The 23684-nt window shown below is 32.9% G+C and carries 32 protein-coding genes; 30 read left to right on the forward strand and 2 right to left on the reverse strand.

What is annotated here, in order from left to right:
- Nucleotides 1–169: 169 nt before the first annotated feature.
- The 25 genes from C1726_RS24360 (at nucleotide 170) to C1726_RS26405 (ending at nucleotide 17647) form a co-directional block, all read left to right on the forward strand.
- Nucleotides 170–1069: a proline iminopeptidase-family hydrolase gene (locus C1726_RS24360; protein WP_102275521.1), complete on the forward strand. Its 900-nt coding sequence runs from the start codon at nucleotides 170–172 to the stop codon at nucleotides 1067–1069.
- A gap of 5 nt (nucleotides 1070–1074) precedes the next feature.
- Nucleotides 1075–1308, forward strand: coding sequence for a hypothetical protein (locus tag C1726_RS24365; protein WP_102275522.1), 234 nt, complete (start codon nucleotides 1075–1077; stop codon nucleotides 1306–1308).
- A gap of 37 nt (nucleotides 1309–1345) precedes the next feature.
- Nucleotides 1346–1639, forward strand: a complete 294-nt coding sequence (locus C1726_RS24370) for a DUF2085 domain-containing protein (RefSeq protein WP_102275523.1) — start codon at nucleotides 1346–1348, stop codon at nucleotides 1637–1639.
- A gap of 53 nt (nucleotides 1640–1692) precedes the next feature.
- On the forward strand, nucleotides 1693–2139 hold the full coding sequence (locus C1726_RS24375) for a hypothetical protein (protein ID WP_102275524.1): 447 nt from the start codon (nucleotides 1693–1695) through the stop codon (nucleotides 2137–2139).
- A 63-nt stretch (nucleotides 2140–2202) separates the two neighbouring features.
- Complete coding sequence (locus C1726_RS24380; protein WP_102275525.1) at nucleotides 2203–3447, forward strand: aminopeptidase P family protein; 1245 nt, start codon at nucleotides 2203–2205, stop codon at nucleotides 3445–3447.
- A 145-nt stretch (nucleotides 3448–3592) separates the two neighbouring features.
- Nucleotides 3593–4378 (forward strand): class I SAM-dependent methyltransferase, encoded by a 786-nt coding sequence (locus C1726_RS24385; RefSeq protein ID WP_235822840.1) that lies wholly within the window; start codon nucleotides 3593–3595, stop codon nucleotides 4376–4378.
- Nucleotides 4379–4510: 132 nt separating this feature from the next.
- On the forward strand, nucleotides 4511–4696 hold the full coding sequence (locus C1726_RS24390) for a hypothetical protein (protein WP_102275929.1): 186 nt from the start codon (nucleotides 4511–4513) through the stop codon (nucleotides 4694–4696).
- A gap of 13 nt (nucleotides 4697–4709) precedes the next feature.
- Nucleotides 4710–4964, forward strand: a complete 255-nt coding sequence (locus C1726_RS24395) for a spore coat protein (RefSeq protein ID WP_102275526.1) — start codon at nucleotides 4710–4712, stop codon at nucleotides 4962–4964.
- A 140-nt stretch (nucleotides 4965–5104) separates the two neighbouring features.
- Nucleotides 5105–6103, forward strand: coding sequence for a glycosyltransferase (locus C1726_RS24400; protein ID WP_102275527.1), 999 nt, complete (start codon nucleotides 5105–5107; stop codon nucleotides 6101–6103).
- Nucleotides 6104–6180: 77 nt separating this feature from the next.
- The gene (locus tag C1726_RS24405; RefSeq protein WP_102275528.1) at nucleotides 6181–7431 is read left to right on the forward strand and encodes a cytochrome P450; all 1251 of its coding nucleotides are present in this window, start codon (nucleotides 6181–6183) and stop codon (nucleotides 7429–7431) included.
- Between the two features lie 260 nt (nucleotides 7432–7691).
- Nucleotides 7692–8468, forward strand: coding sequence for an alpha/beta fold hydrolase (locus tag C1726_RS24410; RefSeq protein ID WP_102275529.1), 777 nt, complete (start codon nucleotides 7692–7694; stop codon nucleotides 8466–8468).
- A gap of 222 nt (nucleotides 8469–8690) precedes the next feature.
- On the forward strand, nucleotides 8691–9482 hold the full coding sequence (locus C1726_RS24415) for a hypothetical protein (protein ID WP_142385107.1): 792 nt from the start codon (nucleotides 8691–8693) through the stop codon (nucleotides 9480–9482).
- Between the two features lie 126 nt (nucleotides 9483–9608).
- Nucleotides 9609–10301, forward strand: a complete 693-nt coding sequence (locus tag C1726_RS24420) for an aspartate/glutamate racemase family protein (RefSeq protein WP_102275531.1) — start codon at nucleotides 9609–9611, stop codon at nucleotides 10299–10301.
- Nucleotides 10302–10531: 230 nt separating this feature from the next.
- Nucleotides 10532–11101, forward strand: a complete 570-nt coding sequence (locus tag C1726_RS24425; RefSeq protein WP_102275532.1) for a hypothetical protein — start codon at nucleotides 10532–10534, stop codon at nucleotides 11099–11101.
- Between the two features lie 103 nt (nucleotides 11102–11204).
- Nucleotides 11205–11720, forward strand: coding sequence for a GNAT family N-acetyltransferase (locus C1726_RS24430; RefSeq protein ID WP_102275533.1), 516 nt, complete (start codon nucleotides 11205–11207; stop codon nucleotides 11718–11720).
- A 177-nt stretch (nucleotides 11721–11897) separates the two neighbouring features.
- On the forward strand, nucleotides 11898–12272 hold the full coding sequence (locus C1726_RS24435) for a GntR family transcriptional regulator (RefSeq protein WP_102275534.1): 375 nt from the start codon (nucleotides 11898–11900) through the stop codon (nucleotides 12270–12272).
- An 11-nt stretch (nucleotides 12273–12283) separates the two neighbouring features.
- A complete protein-coding gene (locus C1726_RS24440) occupies nucleotides 12284–13153 on the forward strand; it encodes an ABC transporter ATP-binding protein (RefSeq protein ID WP_216629093.1) in 870 nt (289 codons plus the stop codon).
- A complete protein-coding gene (locus C1726_RS24445) occupies nucleotides 13137–13793 on the forward strand; it encodes an ABC-2 transporter permease (RefSeq protein WP_102275536.1) in 657 nt (218 codons plus the stop codon). The genes C1726_RS24440 and C1726_RS24445 overlap by 17 nt, the downstream gene beginning before the upstream one ends.
- 164 nt (nucleotides 13794–13957) lie before the next feature.
- Nucleotides 13958–14539: a DUF4256 domain-containing protein gene (locus tag C1726_RS24450; protein WP_102275537.1), complete on the forward strand. Its 582-nt coding sequence runs from the start codon at nucleotides 13958–13960 to the stop codon at nucleotides 14537–14539.
- Between the two features lie 251 nt (nucleotides 14540–14790).
- The gene (locus C1726_RS24455) at nucleotides 14791–15294 is read left to right on the forward strand and encodes a DinB family protein (protein WP_102275538.1); all 504 of its coding nucleotides are present in this window, start codon (nucleotides 14791–14793) and stop codon (nucleotides 15292–15294) included.
- A gap of 93 nt (nucleotides 15295–15387) precedes the next feature.
- A complete protein-coding gene (locus C1726_RS24460) occupies nucleotides 15388–15957 on the forward strand; it encodes a nucleotidyltransferase domain-containing protein (RefSeq protein ID WP_102275539.1) in 570 nt (189 codons plus the stop codon).
- 39 nt (nucleotides 15958–15996) lie between these two features.
- The gene (locus C1726_RS24465; RefSeq protein ID WP_102275540.1) at nucleotides 15997–16398 is read left to right on the forward strand and encodes a hypothetical protein; all 402 of its coding nucleotides are present in this window, start codon (nucleotides 15997–15999) and stop codon (nucleotides 16396–16398) included.
- A 143-nt stretch (nucleotides 16399–16541) separates the two neighbouring features.
- Nucleotides 16542–16946, forward strand: coding sequence for a hypothetical protein (locus C1726_RS24470; RefSeq protein ID WP_102275541.1), 405 nt, complete (start codon nucleotides 16542–16544; stop codon nucleotides 16944–16946).
- 204 nt (nucleotides 16947–17150) lie between these two features.
- Nucleotides 17151–17360 (forward strand): hypothetical protein, encoded by a 210-nt coding sequence (locus C1726_RS26685; protein WP_235822841.1) that lies wholly within the window; start codon nucleotides 17151–17153, stop codon nucleotides 17358–17360.
- 128 nt (nucleotides 17361–17488) lie between these two features.
- Nucleotides 17489–17647: a hypothetical protein gene (locus C1726_RS26405; RefSeq protein ID WP_180968293.1), complete on the forward strand. Its 159-nt coding sequence runs from the start codon at nucleotides 17489–17491 to the stop codon at nucleotides 17645–17647.
- A 319-nt stretch (nucleotides 17648–17966) separates the two neighbouring features.
- Here C1726_RS26405 and C1726_RS24480 read toward each other — a convergent pair whose 3' ends face one another.
- The gene (locus C1726_RS24480) at nucleotides 17967–18398 is read right to left on the reverse strand and encodes a topoisomerase (protein WP_235822842.1); all 432 of its coding nucleotides are present in this window, start codon (nucleotides 18396–18398) and stop codon (nucleotides 17967–17969) included.
- Nucleotides 18399–18543: 145 nt separating this feature from the next.
- A complete protein-coding gene (locus C1726_RS24485; protein WP_102275542.1) occupies nucleotides 18544–19032 on the reverse strand; it encodes a hypothetical protein in 489 nt (162 codons plus the stop codon).
- Nucleotides 19033–19397: 365 nt separating this feature from the next.
- Between C1726_RS24485 and C1726_RS24490 the strand changes: the two genes are divergently transcribed.
- From C1726_RS24490 to C1726_RS24510, 5 genes are all read left to right on the forward strand, one after another.
- A complete protein-coding gene (locus C1726_RS24490; protein WP_102275543.1) occupies nucleotides 19398–20501 on the forward strand; it encodes a CamS family sex pheromone protein in 1104 nt (367 codons plus the stop codon).
- Between the two features lie 477 nt (nucleotides 20502–20978).
- Nucleotides 20979–21098, forward strand: coding sequence for a sigma factor-like helix-turn-helix DNA-binding protein (locus C1726_RS24495; RefSeq protein WP_142385108.1), 120 nt, complete (start codon nucleotides 20979–20981; stop codon nucleotides 21096–21098).
- Between the two features lie 258 nt (nucleotides 21099–21356).
- Nucleotides 21357–21923 carry an ATP-binding protein gene (locus tag C1726_RS24500; RefSeq protein WP_102275544.1) on the forward strand — a complete coding sequence of 189 codons (567 nt, stop codon included), beginning with the start codon at nucleotides 21357–21359 and terminating at the stop codon, nucleotides 21921–21923.
- Nucleotides 21924–22102: 179 nt separating this feature from the next.
- Nucleotides 22103–22666: a DJ-1/PfpI family protein gene (locus C1726_RS24505; RefSeq protein WP_102275545.1), complete on the forward strand. Its 564-nt coding sequence runs from the start codon at nucleotides 22103–22105 to the stop codon at nucleotides 22664–22666.
- 295 nt (nucleotides 22667–22961) lie between these two features.
- On the forward strand, nucleotides 22962–23573 hold the full coding sequence (locus C1726_RS24510) for a hypothetical protein (RefSeq protein ID WP_102275546.1): 612 nt from the start codon (nucleotides 22962–22964) through the stop codon (nucleotides 23571–23573).
- The last annotated feature ends 111 nt before the right edge of the window (nucleotides 23574–23684 follow it).

Here is a 23684-nt window from a genome sequence, read left to right on the forward strand (position 1 = left end):
GTATTATTATATCAGATTATTATAAATATTTGGAGTTAATCGATTATTTTGTAATAATATTTTAATTTTATAAATAGTTAAAATAAAGGAAATCACTCGGTATTGTCGAAAAGAGTTGATATATAATTGAAAATGGTAAGTTTATTCATCGATGATAGGAGAGATTTATATGTCAGTTAAGGAAGGATACATAAAAGTAACAGGAGGAAACGTGTGGTATCAGATTTACGATACATATACGGATAAAACACCTGTTATTATTCTGCACGGCGGACCAGGTTCATCCCATTATTCGCTGCAAGGATTACATGTTCTTTCTGAGGATCGTCCAGTTATCTTTTATGATCAATTAGGCTGCGGAAAGTCAGATCGACCAGCAGACCCTTCTTTATGGAAGATTGAAAGATTTGTAGAAGAATTAGCCCAAATTAGAACAGCTCTTTCTTTAGACAAAGTCCATATCTTAGGCCATTCTTGGGGAACAACACTAGCTGCTGCTTATATTTTATCCAATCCAGCAGGTGTAGAAAGTGTTATCCTTTCAAGCCCTTGTTTAAGTGCACCGCTTTGGGCACAAGACCAGGCGAGGAACCGGAAGCAATTACCAGCAGAAGTACAAACTGTATTAAAAGCATGTGAAGATAATGGAACAACCGACTCGGAAGAATATAAGGCTGCCACCAATGAATTCAATAAACGCTTTGTTTGCCGTCTTGACCCAATGCCTGCTTTCTTAAAACAAGGTGCACAATACAAAAATCCAGATGTATATAATCTTATGTGGGGTCCATCAGAAATTCACGTGACAGGAAATTTAAAAAACTTCGATTGCACCCCGCAATTAAAGGATTTTGCTGTCCCAGCATTATATACATGTGGCCGATATGATGAAGCTACCCCAGAATCAACGGAATATTTCTGCAGCCTTACACCTGGAGCAAAATTACATATTTTCGAAAACAGTGCACATATGCCTTATTTAGAGGAAACGGAAGAGTATGTGATGGTAGTAAGAGAATTTTTAAGCAACATGGATAATAACAGTAAAAATGCACGAATAAGCAGGTGAAGTTTATGTTCTTTCTGTTACTAACTGCCATGATTATTACGTTAGTCGTTGGGACCACTTTAATTATTAATGGAAACACACTTTTCGGAATCCTTTCTATAGGAATAGGGGCATTATTGCTCTTCATCATTCTTATATATTATGGAAAAAAGAAAAATCGGAAAAAGAAATTTGACTGTACACCAGATTGTGATTGTGGACCGGACCTAGATTGTGATTGCGGACCAGATTGTAATTAGAATCAATCGATTATTGGAAATCGTCCCTTGTCATCGGATGAAAAGCAGATGTTTAACCATTAAGGGATATACACTGCCATTATGTTCGAGGTGTACAGGAATTTTGGCAGGATATCTCTTTTTTCCGATCTTATTCTTTATAGATATACATATTTCTATTTGGCTTGGACTATTTCTAAATATTCCTATGATCCTTGATGGATGGACCCAAAAGCTGAAGTTTAGAATGAGCAATAACAGATTACGATTGCTGACAGGAGCCATTTGCGGACTAGGGCAAAGTATTTTAATTGTCAGTATAAGTGACTACATTGTCTCACTGATTCTATAAAATACGAAGACAGAAACTAAATATATATTTATTAGCTAGGAGTGGAAAATCGATTGAGCAGAGAAAAAATTGCATTAAACTATGCCATAATGATTGAGATGATTAGAAGGAGCGGAACAACAGATCGCCAAATGATGGATCTACTAAAAAAAGGTGATAGCAAGGATTTTACTCCATATGGCGAAGGAATTCCTGACTGGCAGACATTTATTGATTTTTATAGATCCCATTCCGAAAGATTAGAAAGAGCTATCCTAAAAGGCTATACAATTACTTTTCTCACAAAAAATGCATTAAAAACACTATTAAAGATTAAATATGGTTTAGAAGAAAATATTGATTACCAGGTCTTTGATACTTACTTAGATGGTCTAGTCTTAACAAGTAATGAATTTGAGGACTTACAAAAGATGATGTCTATAAACTGGAAGGTAATTGATAAGGATTCTACTAATGAAAAACATCATGTTAAAATCGAGTTACACAATGGGCAGAAATGAAATTGAGTATGTTATGATATACCTATACTTATAAATTCATATCTTTTGAAAAGAGGGAATTTTATGCAAAAGGATTTTTTTATTACTAATCGCAATCATTTGTATGAGGAATTAAAGGAACAATCTCTTCTTATTTTATTTGCTGGGAAAGCACCGCAAAAATCAGCGGATGAGGACTATAAGTTTGTTCCTAATCGTAATTTTTATTACATAACAGGGATCGATGAACCAAATATAATCTTTATGGCTCGAAAGAAAAGAGGAAAAGTAGAAGAATATCTTTTTATCGAAAAATCTAATCCGGTATTAGAAAAGTGGGTTGGAAAGTCTGTTTCCATCAGCGAGGCAATTGACGCATCTGGAATTGACAACATTTTATATCTTGATCAATTCGAATCTACATTGTCACAAACATTTGTTTCAGAATCATTTTTTCACGTATATTTAGATTTAGAACGCAGAGAATTAGATTCGACAACAACAAAGGCGCAGCAATTTGCTTGTAAAATCCAAACAAATTATCCATTTGTTCAAATTAATAATGTTTACCCTGTCATTTGTGAGCTTCGCGTTTATAAAACACCAGATGAGATAGAAAAAATCAAAAAAGCGATTGAAATTACCCAAAATGGCATTAGAAATGTAATGAAGCATGTTAAGCCAGGCATGAGAGAATATCAATTAGAAGCTCATTTTGACTTTATTTTAAATTCTGAAGGCATCAAAGAGCATGCATTTCCAACAATCGTAGCAAGCGGAAATAATGGGACGATTCTACATTATGAAAAAAATAATGCCATAGTCGAGGATGGCAGCCTCGTTTTGCTTGATTTAGGAGCACAATTTGAATACTATAATGCTGATATCAGCTACACATTTCCGGTAAATGGAAAATTTACAGATAAGCAAAAAGTGTATTACAATATCGTCTTAAAAGCTTTGAGAGAAACAACCGCTCTTATTAAACCAGGGGTGCCATTTGCAAAGTTAAATGAAATGACAAAGAAAGTGCTTGCAGAGGAATGTGTAAAAGTTGGCTTAATTAAAGAGGAAACTGAGATTAGTGAGTACTATTATCATGGGGTCAGCCATTTTCTTGGATTAGATACACATGATGTAGGAAGTTACAAAGATTTAGTTCTAAAGCCTGGGATGGTACTTACTGTGGAGCCAGGTCTTTATATTGCAGATGAAGAAATCGGCATTCGTATTGAAGATGATGTATTAGTAACTGAAGAAGGGCATGAAGTGCTTACGAAGGATATCATTCGTTCGGTAGAGGATATAGAAGCATATATGCAAAATTAAGCTGCAAAGCCATTATTACGGTAAGTAATAATGGCTTTTTTTATTAATTACTAGCACAAGATTCACTTGACATAAGGTTTAGGCTATTCACATAATAGTAATTGATAACAATTATCATTATCAATAAGTGGAGGGAAGTGATTTTTTGACTTCAATTATACAAACAGATTTTTCAAAAATGCCAGGTCATTGGGTACTCGCTAAAATGGGAAAACGCGTCCTGCGTCCTGGCGGGATTGAACTAACAAAAAAGATGCTCGAACACTTACATATAACAGAAGATGATGATGTAGCTGAATTTGCTCCGGGTATGGGAGTTACAGCAAAAATCGTACTTGAGAAGAAACCTAAATCTTATACTGCCATTGAACAAAATGATGAAGCGGCTAAACAAGTAAGTAAATACTTGCCTCCAAACAATGCCGCTTGTATTATTGGGGATGCTCAACATACAAAACTGCCGAGTCAATCGGTTGATGTCTTATATGGAGAAGCGATGCTGACAATGCAATCACCGAAGCAAAAAGAGGAGATTATCGAAGAAGCAAATCGGATCTTACGTAAAGGCGGCAGGTATGGGATTCATGAACTTTGTTTAAATCCAAATAACATCGATGAAGAATTAAAATCCACGATTCGTCGTGATTTAGCAAATGTGATTCGCGTAAATGCGAAACCGCTGACTGTATTTGAATGGAAATCTCTTTTTGAAAATAAGGGCTTTAATGTTGTTATCATAGAAATGCGCCCCATGCATTTATTGGAAAAGAAGCGGATGATTCAAGACGAAGGTGTAAAGGGATTTGCAACGATCGTAAAAAATATTGCGGTGAATCCGGATGCTAGAAAACGAATAGAAGATATGCATGGCACTTTTAAGAAATATGAAAAGTACCTGGGAGCAATTAGTATTGTCATGGAGAAACAATAATCAGATGATAGAAAAAGGGAGAGTGAATTTGATATTTACTCTCCCTTTTTCATTTATTAATTAAATGAAGAATTACATTTATTTACATGGAGATGCTAAATTTGAATACTTTAGAAAGGGGAATAAGACATGATGCAATCGTTGACACAAACAGAAGTGGAAAATTTACGCAGAATCATTGGCGAACACGGAATGATCGCAAACAAATTAGAAGCTTATGCTCAAACTGCCATAGATCCTGAGTTAAAAACGATGCTGCAAAGGGATGCTCAGGCTGCAAAAACAGCGCAGCAGCAGCTTTTAACATTTTTACAATAAGGGGGAAATTTACTTGCTACAGGATAAAGATATTGTTAATGATTATTTAAATGGGTTAAATGCGAGTTTAAAAAGCTATGCAGGTTATATTAGCGATGCAAATAATGCCGAACTGCGACAAACCTTAATTCAATTAAGAAATGCAGATGAGTCTCGACAGCGGACAGTTTATAATTATGCTCTGCAAAACGGAGATTATAAGCCGCCGCAAACAGCCACACAAGAAGAAATTCAACAGGTACTAACAGAGCTAACTTCTGGTCAATAATGAGAATGAAACAGCAAAAGTCCACTTAAACAAGTGGATTTTTGCTATTTAGGATCAGTGAAGTTAATCTAACAATTATTATGGTAAAATAATACTATTCGATATCAACAAGAGTTCAATAAGTGTGAAGGGGTAAGGCAATGACAAAAGTAGGGTTAGTAATGAGGAAAATTCAATTTACGGAGGCACAAGGTCCGCGAATCTTTGCTGAACGTCTCAAAGCAATTGGAGAAGAACTGGGCATTGAAATTGTTTTCATATCGCCGGAACGGCATGTGAGTGGCTATGACTGGATTCCAGGATATGAACATGAAAAAGGAGATCTCGTTAACTATGACATCGTGCTCGATCAAATATATTCGCAAAAAATCGAACATGTAATCTACACTGTTTCCGGTTTTACTTATTTAAAAATGTTTTTGAAAAATAGTGTTCTTTTTCCACATAGCTTTCCTGATCCGGCATTGACAGGATATGAGATGATGAAGCCTTTCTATCAAATCGTTGATAAAGCAATTGTCCAAACCGAATTTTTAAAAAGGGAAATGGCACGTCATTTTGGTGTTCACGATGTAACTGTTATTCCGATCGGATTCAATGAAAAGCTAGCGAATAAATATTATGATCCATCTCAAGTTGTAGAAAATCGGATCCTTTGGATTGGCAGAGATGAAGAAAACAGAAGACCTGATTTAGTGATCGAGTATGCTTGGCAAAACCCCGATAAAGAAGTATATATGGTCTTCGGAGGCGAGCGATATCGAGAAAGTATGAAAAAATATCAAATTCCAAGCAATGTCAAACTACAGTTTGCACTATCACAAGATGAAATCTTCACCTTGATGAATTCTGCAAAAGTGTATTGGAGCTGTTCTAAGTTTGACACATTTGCAATGCCTTTAACTGAGAGCTTAGCTATGGGGAAAATTGTCGTTAAACCTGAGCATCCCTGCTATGATCATATCAGTGCAAAGCATTCCTTTTCCGGTAACGAAAAGAACTGGTTTGAGTTAGTTAATATGGCGGCTTCTGTTCCAATGAAATCATCTAAGGAAAATCGGGAATACGCATTTGATGCCTTTTCAAACACAGTGATGAAAGAAGGCTATCGCACATTCTTTAATGAGTGGATTAAGTAGTTTCTCGATTTTGTGAGTAAACGAGTAAGAATGACAAAGAATAATCATATTACTCGAACAAAATGGAGTTGAATCCTATGTCAGATGCGAATTACATACCTCGTGAAGAGGGCATAGATCATACCTTGAGCCTTATGCGAGAAGGATATTTGTACATTTTAAATAGGCGGCGCAGTTTCCATTCTGATATTTTTGAGACCCGTTTATTTGGAAAAAAAGTAATTTGTATGGGCGGAAATGAAGCGGCTGAGATTTTTTATGACACAGAAAAATTCAAACGAAAAAATGCAGCTCCTAATCGGGCAGTTCAAACATTGTTTGGAAAAAATGGTGTCCAAAGTTTAGATGATAAAGAGCATAAACTGCGCAAGGAAATGTTTATGTCTATCATGTCACCTGAGGAATTAGAAAAACTGATTATCATAACAAAAGAACAATGGCAGTTTGCGGTAGATAAATGGCGGCAAATGGATGAAGTAATCCTCTATGATGAGGTACAAGAAATTCTGTGTCGAACAGCCTGCCAATGGGCAGGAGTACCGCTGCCAGAAGAAGAAGTAACTCGGCTGTCCGAAGATTTAGGTGCAATGTTCGAATCCGCAGCTAAAGTTGGGCCGAATCATTGGAAAGGAAGAAACGCACGAAATCAAGTAGAAAAGTGGGTTGAAGAGCTCGTTAATAACGTTCGTGCTGGAAACGTACAGCCTCCGAAAAACTCTGCATTCGATCAATTTGTCAGGCATCGTAATCTCGATGGCCACTTACTTGACACAGAGACTGTGGCTGTTGAGATCATCAACATTTTGAGACCGATTGTAGCAATCGCAATATATATCAATTTTTTAACATTAGCCTTGCACTATTATCCTGAAGAAAGAAATAAACTCAAATCCGATCATACAAATTATGCTGAACTGTTTATACAAGAAGTTCGCCGTTTTTATCCCTTTTTTCCATTTGTCTCTGCTTTAGTTAAAAAGGATTTCATGTGGAAGGACTATACATTCGAAAAAGACACATTAACCTTGCTCGATCTCTATGGAACAAATCATGATCCAAACATATGGGATAATCCTGAACGATTTAATCCCGAACGGTTCGCCAACAAGGTAGAAAACCTTTATGATTTCATCCCTCAGGGCGGTGGTGATTACTTTATGGGTCATCGCTGCGCCGGCGAGTGGCTAACTATTGAGGTCATGAAGGTAAGTCTTGACTATTTGGTAAACAAAATGGAATTTGAGCTTCCTAAACAAGACTTAAGCTATAGCATGGTTAGCATGCCAAGTATTCCGCAAAGCAGAATAGTGATTAAAAATGTAAAATAGGATACTGACCCATGTAATTAATAATTAGCAGTGACAAAAAGAAAGAAACGAATAAATTGCAAACAATAATCAAGCAGTTCACAATACTTTGCAAAAAAATAGAGGGAACCTAGAATTTTAATAGGATTCACTCTTTTTTTATACTATTTCAACACTCCCACAAAAAATTTGATCCCCATCCTTTTTTAATTCTCTGTATAATAAAAGTAAGAATATTTAAATTTGCTGTTCAAACAAACAGAAACGAGGAAGTTTAGAAAATGAATTATAAAATTTTCGGTCATACCAAAAGCGCTGTTACAATTCTGGCGATACCAGCTTTAGGAGAGAGAAAAGAATTCTATATTCCATTGGCTAAGCAATTAAATGATTTTCGTTGGATTGTTTGCGATCTTCCAGGACATAACAACTATGAAACAAAAGACATGACGATTAATAGCTATGTAAATAATTTAAAGGATTTACTAGATTCATTAGACGTAACAAAAGTCCATTTAGTTGGTACATCAATTGGAGCGACAATTATACAAGCATTCTATCAAAAATACAATAAGGTTGTTAAATCTCTGTTTTTACTAGATGGGGGATATTACTTTTTAGGTGAGCGGCAAGGCACACAAGAAGAAATGACTCCACAAAAAATCGAGAAGTATGAAGATATAAGAGATGCTGTTCATGACTTTACATATTCCATTGAAGGATTACGAAAGCAGAATTACGAGCAATTTGAACACTATTTTTTAGAAAATTATATAGAGGATTCTGGATATTACAAGCATCATTGCGATGTTGATTCTTATAATGCGTTAAGTAAAGAAGTAGATTCAATCAATTATTGTTTAAAGGAACAACCTGACATTCCTTTAATTTTATTACTTGCTGAAAATAATTTAGACGAGTTCTCTAAGAAAAAAGTTAAAGAGTTTCAAGCACGGTATCCATTAGCTAAGGTACAGATCATTAATAATGGGCATCACTATCTGCCATTAACTCACACAGCTGAAATTAAAGAATTCATACAGCTTTATATTAGTTAATTAGTAGGTAAGTTTGATTATTCTTGTTTAATTCATTGCTTATTGTGCTAGAAAGAGTTATTTCTACATAGGAGCAGGCTTATGAATAAGGATAATAATTAGGCGAATTGCCCTAGATTGATCACCTTCATTCATTTAGGATCAATCTATATTTTGGCTATGAAAAATATTAGGAATCTTTGATGCCATATGGAGAAAAGGAATGTAAGGGGAATTGAGGATTTGGAAATAATATCTAACAACAAGGTGATAAACTACATTCTAAATAAACTGGCTGCGCTTGGCTTGTTAGTATTTATTATGTGCTTATATCTCATATTGGGAACTGGATTTAATTTGTATGAGTTTACGGAATATTTATCAAATATAAAGATTTGGGGACTCATTTGCGGATATGCATTAGTAACGACAGTGATAATTGATTTAATCAGGCTTAAATGGAGAGAGTGCACATTCAAGATGAGTATTCTTTTGCATTGTTTAGCTGGTTTCATTGTATTTTTTCCATTTACAGGTATTCATTTGTTTTCACTGATTGCTGGAAGTATTGGTGCATTATGTGCGTTTATCTATACCATTAGTTACTACATTATTAAACAAAAAAAGTATTTGGTATGGATTGCCCTTTTCGTCTTTCCACTTTTATTAAGTTTGAGATTAATAGATTTTACTATTAAAAAGGAATGGACCGAAGAAAAGACAGATTCATCATTTTCAGCAGAGTTTGAGCGTTTCAATGGCAAACACGAGATTCCATTGCCATTGAAAAAGGCAGATATAGTAACAAGTTCTATATCCTTTGAACAAATGAATGACGGAGGGTATGGGTATCATATCTCAAATAATAATGGGGATTTAGTAGGGATGAACGAGCTAGAAAATACAAATAAAGAATATGGAGATATTAATTCAAACGCATTCCAATTTAAAGCTGAAGAAGCAGGTATATATAAAATTATTGTGACAGGAGATAATTTGAAAGGAAAGATTCAAGTTAAATGGAAAATAGATTAATACATTATGTGTGAGTGCTTTTTTTCTAAATTATTATATTATCTATTATCTATTATGTATGGGCTTAAAGAAGAAAGAGGCAGCAGAGTTGGATTTATATCCCAATATCATTATGGAGGAATTCTTATGAAGACAATAGGGCTAATTGGTGGAATGAGCTGGGAATCATCAGCCGAATATTACCGAATCATAAATGAAGAGGTGAAAAAAAGATTGGGGGGATTACATTCAGCAAAATGTCTTCTATATAGTGTTAATTTTGAGGAAGTCGAACGTTTCCAGGCAGAAGGTAAGTGGGAGGAAGCTGGGAATCTACTAGGGGAAGTTGCTTATGCTTTAGAAAAAGGTGGAGCAGATTTCATTGTTATTTGCACAAATACAATGCATAAAGTAATTGAGTATATAAAACGGAAAATAAAAATACCTATCTTACATATTGCTGAAGCAACTGCTACTCAAATAAAAAAATCTAATGTGCATACTGTTGGACTATTAGGTACCAAGTACACAATGGAGCACGACTTTTATAAATCACGAATTGAGTCAAATGGTATAAAGGTTTTAGTACCAAATAATACAGAACGAGAGATAGTAAATAAGATTATATTTGAAGAGTTATGTTTAGGTAAAATAAAGTCTTCATCAAGGGAATATTACAATAAGGTTATTAAAAATTTAATTAATAGCGGTGCTGAAGGAATCATATTAGGATGTACAGAAATAGGGTTACTTGTGAAACAAGAGGATTCAGAAGTTCCATTATTCGATACAACATTAATCCATGCGATGGAAGCAGTTAATACAGCATTAGCAGACTAAATTGATTGAATAATAGCTATAGAGGCTCACCTTTCTATTATCTATTTCAACAAAAAAAGCGTTAGCCTTTGGAGGATTAATGCTTATTACATTGGCATTTACGGTTTGGGATCAAAGCACTTTGAAATAAAAGACTTAACCTGTATTTATTACGGTTATATTCAAGCACGAAAAGATAGGCACTGGTAATAAATTATCATTAGCGTTAACTTTTCTTGAGGTGATCAAATTTGAAATTTTCATATGATGATATTAAAAGCGGCAATGCAACATGTGTGCTAGAAATTAATAATCAAAAGTTTGAATTTTATCCGACTTTTCATTCAGATGCACTCGGAGATTTTGTTACATACCTTGCAGCTATTCATCCGTTATGTAAACTAAGTTGGAAAGAAGGCGCTTTTCACAAAATAAATGGAGGGATTGAGTGGCATACTGGTCCTATGTTATTGTGCTGGGAATTAAAGAGGGACTTTGATGAACTAGAAATTACAATTACTGAAACTCTAAATCCGAATATAGAAAGAAAAAAGAACATAAATTTACCTATAACAATATTTAAAGCTAAAGTTAATTTTAATGAGTTTGTTTTATGTGTAGTAAAAGAGTTAGATAGAATTATTAAACAAAGAGGGATATTAGGCTATCGACAAGAGTGGCAAAACTATACATTTCCTTTAGATGGGTTTCTGGCTTTGAAATATGCTTGTCTTTATAACAAACCTTTCGAGATAACAAAGAAGAAAAGTGGGACTTCAATTGATGAAGAACTTAATTTATTGATTAAAAATATTGATTAAAAAAACCTTTATTCCATTCCATTTTAACCTCTCCTTTTTTAATGTAACACCATTCATAATAAAATTTAATCCAGCCTTATTCATTTTTTGAGGAGGAATAGAAATGGAGGCTAATAAGGATTATAAACAATGCATAAGTTTAAGACCTTTAACGAAAGATGATTTTAAAATTGTCTTAAATTGGAGCAAGGATGAATCTTTTTGTTCAGCCAATGGATGGGCCAGAAATTGCTCTCCAGAAGAACTATATAAATGGTGGGTCAATTGTGTAAATAATGCATCGGAAGACTATATTCGAATAGGGTTAGAGTTGAATGAAAAATTAATTGGATATGCAGATTTAGCCTGTATTCAGGATCATACTGCTGAGTTAGGAATTGCCATTGGTGATAGCTGTTTGTGGGGAAAAGGGATTGGATATCATTCTGCTATAAGCATAATGGAATATGCCATAAAGAATTTAGGTATTACGACTTTTAAAGCTGAAACACATGAAGCTAATATTCGTTCAAGAAGAATGCTAGAGAAGATAGGTTTTAAAGAAATAAGTAGAATTGGTGATGAAGAATTCATTGAGATGAACAGTCACCTGATCCAATACAAACTGATTATTAAATAGAACAGCAGTAATGTTCAAAATTTTAGAGCGGTACCATTAGCTTCTTTAATTTAATAAACCTAATATAAATAATTACCTAAGACCTTCGAACAAATGAAGGTCTTATTTTATTGACAGCACTGTTATGTCTGTATATACTGAATATATACAGATATAACGAATAGAGGGATGTTATGAGTGAATATTATAATCTCAAACTCTGTGGATGAACCAATTTACTTACAAATAGTAAATCAATTCAAAGAGCAAATTATTAAGGGAGAACTGGTGGAATCTCAACCTCTCCCATCAATTAGAAATTTAGCTAAGGAACTAAAAATCAGTGTGATTACAACTAAACGTGCCTACGATGAACTAGAGAATGGGGGATTCATCGTTACAGTTGCAGGTAAAGGTTCATATGTTGCAGCTATTAACAAAGATATGTTTCGTGAGAGCAAATTAAAAATGATGGAAGAAAAAATGACAGAAGCGATCGATACAGCCAAACTAATTGGTTTAACATTGGAAGAGATTCAAGACATGGTCAAAATTATATATAAGGGATGGTAATAATGAATAATATGATGGAAATTACCAATTTATCGAAAAGCTATAAAGACTTTTCTTTAAAAGGTATTAATATCACTCTTGAAAAAGGATACATAATGGGCTTTATCGGTCCTAATGGTTCCGGGAAGAGTACTACCATAAAACTTATTATGAATTTGATAAAGAAAGATAGTGGAGAAATAAAAATTTTTGGTTTAGAAAACGAATCAAATAATATCACTATTAAAGAAAAAATTGGTTTTGTTTATGATGAAAATCATTTTTACGAAGAATTAACAGTAAAAGAAATGAAAGAAATCATAAGTCCGTTTTATAGCAGATGGGATGAAAGTGTTTTCAATAGATATGCTAAAGACTTTGAATTGCCTTTAAAAAAAGAAATAAAGCATTTGTCAAAAGGGATGAAGATGAAGTTCTCATTAGCCATTGCTCTTTCCCATCATGCTGAACTTTTAATAATGGATGAGCCAACTTCAGGTTTAGATCCGCTTATACGATCTGAACTATTAGATGTTCTGCAATCACTGCTGCAGGATGAAAACAAATCCATTTTCTTTTCGACACATATTACTTCTGACTTAGATAAAATTGCTGATTATATTACTTTAATTAATAATGGTGAAATCATATTGAGCAAAACAAAGGATGAACTTTTAGAGGAACACTTTATCGTAAAAGGGAGTAAAAAACAATTGAATATGAATAACCCATTAAACTTTATTGGACTTAAACAAAACGATTTTGGATTTGAAGCATTATGCAAAGATAAAAAAGCAGTAATTAGTCAATATGGTAATTCCGTAATAATTGAAAAACCAACGCTAGAAGATATGATGGTGTTTTACACGAGAAGGAGTGATCATCATGTATCATCTTATTAAAAAGGACATTTTGATGCAAAAGAGAGCATTAAAATTATCTGTCCTATTAATCATCTTTTTTTCCATTACCCTTTCTAATATAGGTCCTGCTGGACTGATAGTAGGTATCTTGGCTATAACCTATCAATTAGTGTTAGGAGCAAGTGCATTAGAAGATAAGAATAATAGTGACATCATACTCATAAGTCTACCTATCAAGAAAACCACCATTGTATTATCTAAATACGTTTCTATCTATATTTACGCTTTATTTGCAGCTATTGGATTTTATCTCATTTATTTGATTAGTAACTTACTTAATCTACCACTTGATATTCCTTTTAATTTTTCTGGATTAATTGCTGCAATTATTACTGTTACCTTATTTTGTTCGATATCCTTTCCATTAATTTTTAAGTATGGCTTTTTAAAATCAAAAATGGCAAACTTAATTATTTTCTTTGTATTTGTATTTGGAGGAACTGGACTGGTAAGTTATTTCAGTAGAAACAATAAACTAATGTTGAGCCAGGAATTAATCACCTTTTTGAGTAATAGCTCAGATTTTCAACTATTCATAATTTTAGCAGCCCCACTCTTTCTAATTCTAATTTGCTCATATTATCTTTCACTAGCTTTTTATAGGAACAGAGAATTTTGAAACTAAATGTTATACGGATTTCAAAAATTATTTGTTTTAAGGTAAACTTAATATAGGCTTATTTGAATTTCCTATATATAGATGTATATAATTTCCCGATTTCTGCCAATGAGTTTCAGAAAAGGATCTATTATTATGAGAAAAATAATAAGGAGGAAATAAACATGACTGAGGGAAGTAAAATCGGCAATAAAAAAGAGTTGTCACTAGAACAACATGAGGAATTACTTAAAGTGTTAAAAATCCGTTTTGAGAAAAACATGGACCGCCATAAAGGTCTTGAATGGTCCAATGTCCAAGCCAAGCTGGAAGCAAATACAGAAAAACTATGGTCACTCTATGAAATGGAAAGAACTGGCGGTGAACCGGATGTTGTTGGACACGATGAAAAGAAGAATGAATACATTTTTATTGATTGTTCAACTGAAACTCCAACAGGCCGCAGAAGTCTATGCTACGACCGTGAAGCACTAGAGTCAAGAAAAAAACACAAGCCAGAAAATAGCGCAATCGACATGGCAACTGAAATGGGCATTGAACTTTTAACTGAAGAACAATATCGAGCGCTGCAGAAACTTGGCAATTTCGATAAGAAAACATCGAGTTGGGTGCAAACACCGGATGATATTAGAAAACTTGGCGGTGCCCTTTTTTGCGATTATCGTTTTGGGCACGTCTTTGTGTACCACAATGGTGCTGATTCCTACTATGCTGCCAGAGGTTTCCGAGGTTCATTAAATGTCTAAACTTTGTACAGAAAGCTAAAATACAATTTTAAAATGAATTAATCATTTAGGAAAAGCTATAATTTCAGTCTTCAACAATCAGTTAGCGTTAGTCCAAGAAGGATTAACGCTTTTTTTGTGAAGTTTTTGTAGTTTCAGTGCAAGCTTGCTGAATAAAAAATCCCGTATAACCGCTAACATTTTTTGGTTAATAAGAAGGGAAAATTAAATATTTAGCGAAGTGTTATGTAAAAATTTTAGGAGGTTTTTTTATGTTCGTAACCATAGACCATTTTTTAAAATCTTGGAAATATGAATCGGAGGTTACTCATAAATTACTAAAAAATTTAACTGACGAGTCACTTAAACAGGAAATTACTTCACAGAATTGGAATTTAGGACGTATAGCTTGGCACACCGTTTCTTCCATTCGAATGATTGCCTCAAACACCAATTTAACGTTCGAGGCCCCAACAAAAGATTGGCCCGTTCCTGATTCAGCCCAATTTATAGCAGACAGCTACCAGCAAGCAAGTACTACATTTATTCAGTCTTTAATGTCACAATGGAGCGATAAAAACTTAGAAGAATGTATAGACTTTTTAGGTCAAAAGATTCCAAATGGGTCACTATTACTGTTTTTGATTCAGCATCAAAACCACCATCGTGGACAAATGACGGTTTTAATGCGACAAGCAGGACTAAGTGTTCCAGGTATTTATGGTCCCTCAAAAGAAGAATGGGCTAATTTTGGTATGCAAGCTCCAAAAATGTAACCTACCCAATTGAAAAGTAAGACACTATTATAACAATATTTATTGTTTGAAACGTAAATAAATCGTGTAAATAGAAGTATTTGGAGTGATCGAATGTCGTTTGAACAATGTAAATACATAAATTCTGTAATGTCAAATTTCAATAAAAAATGGTTTTTTGCAGGTGGCTGGGCAATTGACCTTTTTCTAGGAATAGAAACAAGAGATCACCATGATTTAGAGATCGGCATATTTAGAGAAGATCAAATGAAATTAAAGGAATTTCTTAGTCCTTGGGAATTTAAAAAAGTTTGTAAAGGTGAATTTACCCCTTGGGACAATGAGTATATAAAATTACCTCTTCATGAAATACATGCAATCAATCATGCAAATAATTATGAATTAGAAATTCTATTAAATGAATCCGATGCTGAAAATTGGAAGTTCAGAAGAGATGTAAGAATTTCCTATCCTATACAATCGGTAATAAGATTTTCCGAAACAGGTCTGCCATATTTGGCACCAGAAATAGTTTTACTATACAAGATAAAAAATACGAGAGAAAAAGATCATAAGGATTTTTTATCTGTTAAGGATTTCCTTAAGTCTAAACAGAAAAATTGGCTGCGACAAGCGATAAAGATTCATGAACCCAAGCATGATTGGCTAAAATTATTAGATTAGGCCGTTATTCCATAAACGGTGAAAGAGTTGAAGATCAGTGTGAAACAGCTTGTAAGTGTTATCCTTTTAGCAATTTTTATTGTCTTGATTAGTAGCTATTTTTTTTCTAATGATTTTTCAAATATTATTAAGGTAGAATATCAAAGATATAATCATACTGATGGGAGTTTCAGTAAAGTTGTAGAAATTGAAGAAGACGATACAATTAGCAAACTCATAAAGATATTAAATAAAGCAAATCATCAAAGCACTGTATATGAGAAGGAATACCACGAAGACTTTAAATTAACGTTATTTTATGAAAATGAAACAACCGAAACCATTAGAATTTGGCTGGATTTTGGACAAGAATATGACTTATTAGAAAGTGAAACAAGGGAAGGGACATATAAATTAAAAAACAGCAAATCAAGAGAAGCGTTGCTGGAGATTTTAAACTAACGTCTGCATCTCAATAGATCTGGGTGTCAAAATAGGCGAGCAAGATCTTATTGAACTAGAGTTGTAGGTTACAAGGTAGCAGGAAAACGAATAGACCTGGAGAACGATAGACCAATAAATGAAATTGAAAGTGAGGTTTAACAATGATTGAATTAGAACATCGCTTAAATGAATTTACCAAAATGCATGATGAATTTATCCGAGATTGGAACGAAGCAATGAGTTCAAGTGACACATCTTCAGTAAATAGAATGACAGAAGATTATTATGTTGCTTTTTTTAGTAGCGGAAACGAAAAACCTGTTTTTTTTACTAAGAAAGAAGCTATACAGGGTATGGACCAATCTGTTAGACATTTTTTAGGGGCGAATAAGAGGTTTGAAAATAGAGTGATTCGACTAAGGAATAACGAAAATGCTGTTGTTTTTTATGAACAATTAATTGTAAAAGATGAGGAAGTATTAGCAAGATTATTTACCATTGAAAACTGGAGACTATTTAACGAAAAATGGATGATAGTAAGGGAAATAGAAGAACCAATAAATTAGTTAATGATATTAATTTATACAAAGATGCAGGAGTTGGTGACATGTAGAGGTCAGAGGCACTTTTTTTGACTAACGGATGAATTTTTATCGATTCTCCCGTGCAGCCTCTGGCAAGGTACAGATTAAATGGACACAGGCAGGTTTTAACTCGTTTCCGGCTGTGGTGGAACAGAGCTTAATTTATTTGCTTTCAAGGATGGTACGGTGAACCCTGCTATTACAGATGAAAAAGATTTAAATCAAGTTGTTTGGGTCGAATTGCAGCTAAGGGATTCAGTTTCAACAACTATAGTAGATGGCTTGCCAGTAGTCAGCATTATTGGGTTTTATCCAACAGTCGAAACAATGATGGGGCAGGCAGTTTTACTTGTACTAGTTGGAGCAGCGATGGTCTATAAAAAGAAACAAAAATAACCATTAACCCTGGTGTTACTTTGTTTGAAACAGTTGTATTAATGTAATCTATATGCATTGATTGTTTTTCAGGAATGCTTTGGGACTATATGTTAAAATATAGTAAATATAAGGAAGGAGGAGAGAAGATGCCTTCGTGGTTAATTGTTGTAGTTCTAGCTTCTATATTAATTGGAATAGGGATGATAATCGATTACATTTATAAAAAGTATGACATATCAATTGATTCTAAAAGGCTATACGAAGAGACTAAGGATAACTTTGGTAATAGCAGCTCGTTTATGTAAACAATTTTTTCATCAATTTTCTTTCGAGGATTTATATAGATTAGTACCCAAATTCATTTTTAAAGGCATCGGGTTCATGATGACCGATGTCTTTTTTGTGCTATTTCAAGTATAAATAATGGGTTGGAATTCATACTAACTCAATAGCTAATCAAAATGTTTATTTAATTTTAATTTTTGTACTTCTGAACCGAACCCATAAGATGTCGATAAAGGATATAGTTTATCATAACCGATTAAATTTGCACAAAAAAAGAACTTGAATATCCAAGCTCCTTTAATTATGCTTTGTAATGACCTCTTATTAAGTTATTGTCCCTTAGTATTTCTCAATTTTTATTGTTATATTTTCTTCACTAATGGTTACGTTTTCTGTTTTAGACACTTTCATAATAGTATCATCAACTATTTGTTGAATTTTCGTTTCATCAATCTTTGCATCCTTCGGAAAACCTACAAAACAAGATATTTCAAAATTCCCTTCACCAGTAGCCCCATCTAACATCATTGTAATTGAATCTCTTTCAAATGCTGTTTGTTCTGTAATGGATACTATTATTTCCTCTTTTAATTCAGACAATAAATTTGATACATTATTTTCTCTGCTTTTCGAAGCGAATACTACTTTCTGATCACCATTTGATGCCTCGGTCACTTCATGCTGAACTTTTTCTTCGGTCTGTTCACCAGTACATCCAACTAATATAATTGAACAAAATGCAATACCTAAAAATACAGTATTTTTCAACATGTTAATGCCCCCTAAAGAATATTGTTTTACAATTCCCCCTGTTAATTAAAAGAAAAGCCGATCCATAAGCAAAGTGAGGTCGACTTTTTATGGGAAGCCTTTTTGGTGTGAATTTTTTAAGTGTTCTCGATTTTGCAAACAATGATTAATTTTTATTTTCATTCGGATGAGTAATTACTTTACCCATTTTTTCTTTTTCTACTTCCTTAACCCATATATTCTTTTCATTATCAAATTTAATTTCATGATAAATGTTTTTTCCAGTAGCCTTTTTTTCTAAAATTATCGCCTCGTCATTTTTAATATAAACGGATGGTACAATATCTCCATTTTCTTGCTCAATCATCACATCCATAAGGATACTAACTAGATTATCATATTCATCGTTTTTAAAAATCTCCGAAAGTTCAACCGCTTCATACTTTGTAAGATCAAGTTTAAAAGATGATTGAACATCCTCGTTAACCTCTCTTAAAAATTCGTTGTTTGCTTTTTCTATTTCATCTTTAATTTCTTGTTCTTTAGCATTTGTAGGATTTTCGAAAATATAAACGTTTTTTTCATTTGCTGATCCAAGACTAGTACCGACTAATAATATAAATAAACCTGCGACTATTATTAAACTTTTTTTCACTTTTATCCTCCCAACTTAAGTATTTCTCAAAAGAATATTCTCCCAAATCCTTTCCATCTTAACATAATATTCCAGAAATTTATCGGATTTTTCATTGAAGATAAAGAATATTTTGTGATTAATGAAATGTTTTGAGCTTAAATAGAATTATGATGATGTATTAATCACTTTACACAAAATATTGAAAGGAGAGCTTTTCTACCTAACGAAATTTTTTCTCTAATTTTCTATAGTAAATTTCATTATTATTAAAATATTACCAATATTATACATAATTAGTTATAATTATATAATATGATAATTGTTTCAATAACTATTCAAGTTCTACTTAATAATTTTAAGGAAATATTGAGGAGATAAAGATAATGAAGATTGAATTAAAAATCTTATTTATTCTAGCAATTTTCAGTTTCACTATATTAGCAGGTTGTAAAACTGAGGATACAGAAATAGGGATGGAGCAGTCAACAGCTGATATTGAGGAAAGAAAAAATTATCAAATTTTGCCTAATTACGGGGAGACTAGAGGAATAATTGTACAGGAAATCTATAATCCGCTAGATGTTACTAACATAGAAGTAGAGTTAATGAATTTATCCCAACAACATTTCCCCTCAACAAAGTTCTTTTATAGAGAGGGTAATACAATAAAAAATATTTCCAAATGGCACGAAAGGCAGTCAGATGAACCCGAGGGATTGAACCCTGCTATTGAAATACCCGAAGATGCAGGATGGGAGATTAAGATGGAGTTAGAAAAAAAACATCCTAAATATCTTGCGATTATTGAGGACCAAGAATATGTAGATAAAAAAGGAACAATAAAAGGATTGTCTATTGGAGTTATTTTAAACTCTACTTATTATATTGATAAAATCATTGATGATCAAGGGTTGAAACATACTGATCTAGTTGAGTTAAAGGAAAAATTTTTAAAGAAGAAAGGGAAAGAGATTGGAGAACAAATATTACATAGAATCAGAAAACAAAAGGAACTATCCAATGTCCCTGTCTTTATCGCACTCTATATTCAGGCAAATAAAAACAATATGCTGCCAGGGAGGTATTTTGCATCAACAATAGTTAATGATAATAAACAATCTATCAAATGGGTTGACATTAATAGAAATCAAATTAGTGTCCCTTCTAAAACATTTGGGAAAATAAATAAAGAACTAAATGATAAAATTACTTATATAAAAGAGGACATTGAAAAATATTACAATATGAATTTTTCTCTAAGCGGAAAAGGACTTATTGATGATTCAAATATAGAGAAAATATCTCTTGAATTATCAATTGATCCGTTGAGTTATCCTAGTCTTGTAGGTTTAGTTCAATATATTACCCCTGAAATTTCTAATCTTTCACAAGATTTTCCCATTACTTTATTAATCACTTCGATAGACGAGCCTAAAGCCATAATAATTTGTAATAAAAATCAAAGTCCCAAAATTCATATTTATTAAAGTTAATTTGTCTCGAATAGAAATACATTTAGACGATATAGTCGTTATGTTGTAAATGGGTTTTTTAATAACAAGGCGCAATAATCCGATGCAGCAATTATGCGGAAAGAAGTAGTGTACTATATTTTTACTAAAGCTCTTTTAATTTTCATTGTTGATTTTCGTGTACATACGAGAATTTTTAAGCGGAGAATTTCCGGCTATTTATAGAAAAGAAGCTTAAGAAGCAGATTTAAGAGGATATATTCCGCTTAACTGCTCAAATTTAGACAAAATCCATAGATTTAGGGGCTATAACCGGAAAAATTCCCTTTATTTTAAAGGAAATATGGGTATTTCCCGAATTAGACGGAATTTTTCCGGTTATTTCTCAAGTACAGTTAATTCAACATTCAGTTATAACAGAGCCTTTACTAAAAAAATTAAAATCAATTTAATTTTATATGTTAACTTTTTATCACATCGATCTTCTTATAAGTGGAAAGGAGGGGAGTTATTGAATCTCCCCTTTATAAGCAATTATTGTTGTTAAGATACGAACTTGAGTTAAGTTATAAGGAAATTACTGAAATGCTGGATTTTAAAGTGGGAACATAAAAAATTTAATTATTTCGCGCGAGTATAACATTTCAAGAAATGTATAAGAGGGTGCAAGCTAAACATGACCGACTATAAAGAAAATAAGCTTAATGAGCTTTTTTAAGAAACTTCCAATAGGAATTCGTTTGAGAGAAATATGAGAAAGGCGAAAAGAAGTACGATTCTTCGTACAATTATTATCTTTCTATTTATGTTGTGAAAAGCTATTTTGTTGCGATGTTATTTATACATATCAACAGGAAATAGGAGGTTCATATGGATAGGTTTCTAATAATGACAGTTGGAGTTACGCATAGTGGAAAAACTACTTTCGCCAAGCTCCTGGAAAAACGAATGACAAATTCTATCGTTGTTGATCAAGACCTCCAAGAAGAATTCTTACAAAAAAATTATTCTATTTTAATTCCGGAATTCGGACCGAAAAATTTAAAATATGCTCTTACACAAACTATTGTAGATTTTGCTATTAACAAAACCAATCTTCATATTATTTTGTGCAATTCTAACAGACAAAAAAATCCTCGGTTATACTTATTAAACCTATTTAAAAAAGAAAGATTTAAAACAATTATTGTAAATTTTGATTTTCCACTAGATAAAATAAAATGTCGCATTGTGAATAGTGACCGTGACTTAACTATACTTAGAAATGTAAAAAACTATGATGAAATTTTAAATATCCAATTAAACCAGACAGAAAAAGAAGATTTCATTCGTCCAACTGAAGAAGAAGCAAATTATCTATTTACTATAACCAAAGAGTGTGAAGTTCAGTCGGTTGTTGAATCAATCATTAACATTATAAATGGAATCAAATCATAGATTGTAATGTATTTAAATACGGTCTGCGTAAATAAAAAAAGCATTTTCGGATTGGAAACTATAATATAGTAATTCAATAGAATCCATTCAATCCGTTATAGGGCGCAAAAATTAAATAAAATATCCTAGATTATTCGTTTTAAAACAAAAATATTTGAATAGGAGAAAGGAAATACGGTATGAAAGTATTGTTTTTTGCATATCCAAGTTATGCTGATTTCGAAATTGCTCATGTGTTGTTTTTTCTTAAGAAAAAAGGAAAAGCAATGGTCACAACAATGACTTTAGATGGGAATCCAGTAGAAAGTCTCGCTGGTTTAAAAACCTTGCCACAACTATCAATCTCTGATGTCAAAATTAGAGATTATGATCTTGTTTTAATTCCTGGTGGTGATGGTGTACACGCGGTAATAGATGAACTTCATGTTCATTCTTTACTACAAGAGGCAAAATCTTTAAGTATTCCTATTGCATCTATTTGTGCATCAGCGGCACTGTTGGGAAGAGCAGGGCTACTTCAGAATAAACGTTTTACGTGTCTTCCTGGAACATATAAATCATTTAAAGAGGTCTTTAAGGATGCTACCTATACAGAAGCAGCTATAGAAGTCGAAGAAGGATTCATTACAGCTAAAGGAACTGCATTTGCAGAATTTACAGTTGCTGTTGGTCACGAGTTAGGATTATGGAAAAATACTCAAGAAGCTGATCATGCATTGAAATTTTGTAAAGGAAACGCATAAAGTATAACTAAAGATGCCTATTAGTATCATTTTAAACTTCACATTAGAGCTTCCTCCTTAGAATGTGTGTTTTAAAGTGGTGTCTATCCTCATATCTTACTGAGGTGCTTTATTTTTTCAAAGTTGATAATTAAAAGTTCTACAAAAATGCTAACGAGTGCGATTGTTCAACAGGGACAATCGCTTTTTCAGGTAACAGACAAGTTACTTGTGTAAAATAATAACAAAATACCCTTTTTTATGTTTTAATGTAAATATAACAATAATTCCCAACTTTCTGAAAGGTAGTGGCGAAATGAAGCTAAATCGACAACCCCGGCCAACAAACCATTATGATAAACAACTTCTCCAAATTGATGAACAAATTTGTGCTTTATTAAAACAGCGTAAGGAGCTCTCAAACAATAATCCAGGTTTACCACCTGATGATGTTACCTCTAATTGGGCTATCAAATACGATCTTTATGAAGAATATTTAAGTTCATTATTTGGGGCACTGAGATTGGAAGACTTCTTTAAACCTCGTGTTGAACCAACTGGATTTAGAAAGCACATACCTGTTTTGAAATCAATAGAAAAAGATGATCGTTTTTATTCAGTTGCTGCTATTCGGCAGTATGAGAATGCCAGCATAGTACAACTTCAAATTGATTGGGATGAGCCCGAGGATTCACCAAATGAGCGAATTAACAGGCACAAAATCAATACTTTTGAACTGTTTATAAGTAAGAAATATGATTGCTGGCAGAAACGAGCAAGAGGCTCAACAGGTCATTTAACATACCATTTTATTGTTACACCACCGTTACCTGATGATATTTCAGAAATTGATTTAGTATTTAAAGAATATAGCGACACTTTTAAGGATAAACCAACAGGTCTTGAAATTGTGATAAATTTAGAGTGACTTTACGAACGTGAGCTTAGCAAAATCCTGAGGAACTAATTTATATTAAAGTTCTTCAATTTTCCATAAACGTCAATTTTACAGCAGGAAATGCGTTCTTTCTTTATGTAC

This window comes from Cytobacillus massiliigabonensis (assembly GCF_900199725.1).
In the GTDB taxonomy this organism is placed as follows: domain Bacteria; phylum Bacillota; class Bacilli; order Bacillales; family Cytobacillaceae; genus Cytobacillus; species Cytobacillus massiliigabonensis.

Excerpts from the sequence above, each read along its gene's own strand:
- C1726_RS24360 (WP_102275521.1), top strand. The coding sequence starts at position 170 with ATGTCAGTTAAGGAAGGATACATAAAAGTAACAGGAGGAAACGTGTGG.
- C1726_RS24365 (WP_102275522.1), top strand. The coding sequence starts at position 1,075 with ATGTTCTTTCTGTTACTAACTGCCATGATTATTACGTTAGTCGTTGGG.
- C1726_RS24370 (WP_102275523.1), top strand. The coding sequence starts at position 1,346 with ATGAAAAGCAGATGTTTAACCATTAAGGGATATACACTGCCATTATGT.
- C1726_RS24380 (WP_102275525.1), top strand. The coding sequence starts at position 2,203 with ATGCAAAAGGATTTTTTTATTACTAATCGCAATCATTTGTATGAGGAA.
- C1726_RS24390 (WP_102275929.1), top strand. The coding sequence starts at position 4,511 with ATGCAATCGTTGACACAAACAGAAGTGGAAAATTTACGCAGAATCATT.
- C1726_RS24400 (WP_102275527.1), top strand. The coding sequence starts at position 5,105 with ATGACAAAAGTAGGGTTAGTAATGAGGAAAATTCAATTTACGGAGGCA.
- C1726_RS24405 (WP_102275528.1), top strand. The coding sequence starts at position 6,181 with ATGTCAGATGCGAATTACATACCTCGTGAAGAGGGCATAGATCATACC.
- C1726_RS24410 (WP_102275529.1), top strand. The coding sequence starts at position 7,692 with ATGAATTATAAAATTTTCGGTCATACCAAAAGCGCTGTTACAATTCTG.
- C1726_RS24420 (WP_102275531.1), top strand. The coding sequence starts at position 9,609 with ATGAAGACAATAGGGCTAATTGGTGGAATGAGCTGGGAATCATCAGCC.
- C1726_RS24430 (WP_102275533.1), top strand. The coding sequence starts at position 11,205 with ATGGAGGCTAATAAGGATTATAAACAATGCATAAGTTTAAGACCTTTA.
- C1726_RS24440 (WP_216629093.1), top strand. The coding sequence starts at position 12,284 with ATGATGGAAATTACCAATTTATCGAAAAGCTATAAAGACTTTTCTTTA.
- C1726_RS24445 (WP_102275536.1), top strand. The coding sequence starts at position 13,137 with ATGTATCATCTTATTAAAAAGGACATTTTGATGCAAAAGAGAGCATTA.
- C1726_RS24450 (WP_102275537.1), top strand. The coding sequence starts at position 13,958 with ATGACTGAGGGAAGTAAAATCGGCAATAAAAAAGAGTTGTCACTAGAA.
- C1726_RS24455 (WP_102275538.1), top strand. The coding sequence starts at position 14,791 with ATGTTCGTAACCATAGACCATTTTTTAAAATCTTGGAAATATGAATCG.
- C1726_RS24460 (WP_102275539.1), top strand. The coding sequence starts at position 15,388 with ATGTCGTTTGAACAATGTAAATACATAAATTCTGTAATGTCAAATTTC.
- C1726_RS24470 (WP_102275541.1), top strand. The coding sequence starts at position 16,542 with ATGATTGAATTAGAACATCGCTTAAATGAATTTACCAAAATGCATGAT.
- C1726_RS26405 (WP_180968293.1), top strand. The coding sequence starts at position 17,489 with ATGCCTTCGTGGTTAATTGTTGTAGTTCTAGCTTCTATATTAATTGGA.
- C1726_RS24480 (WP_235822842.1), bottom strand. The coding sequence starts at position 18,398 with ATGTTGAAAAATACTGTATTTTTAGGTATTGCATTTTGTTCAATTATA.
- C1726_RS24490 (WP_102275543.1), top strand. The coding sequence starts at position 19,398 with ATGAAGATTGAATTAAAAATCTTATTTATTCTAGCAATTTTCAGTTTC.
- C1726_RS24500 (WP_102275544.1), top strand. The coding sequence starts at position 21,357 with ATGGATAGGTTTCTAATAATGACAGTTGGAGTTACGCATAGTGGAAAA.
- C1726_RS24505 (WP_102275545.1), top strand. The coding sequence starts at position 22,103 with ATGAAAGTATTGTTTTTTGCATATCCAAGTTATGCTGATTTCGAAATT.
- C1726_RS24510 (WP_102275546.1), top strand. The coding sequence starts at position 22,962 with ATGAAGCTAAATCGACAACCCCGGCCAACAAACCATTATGATAAACAA.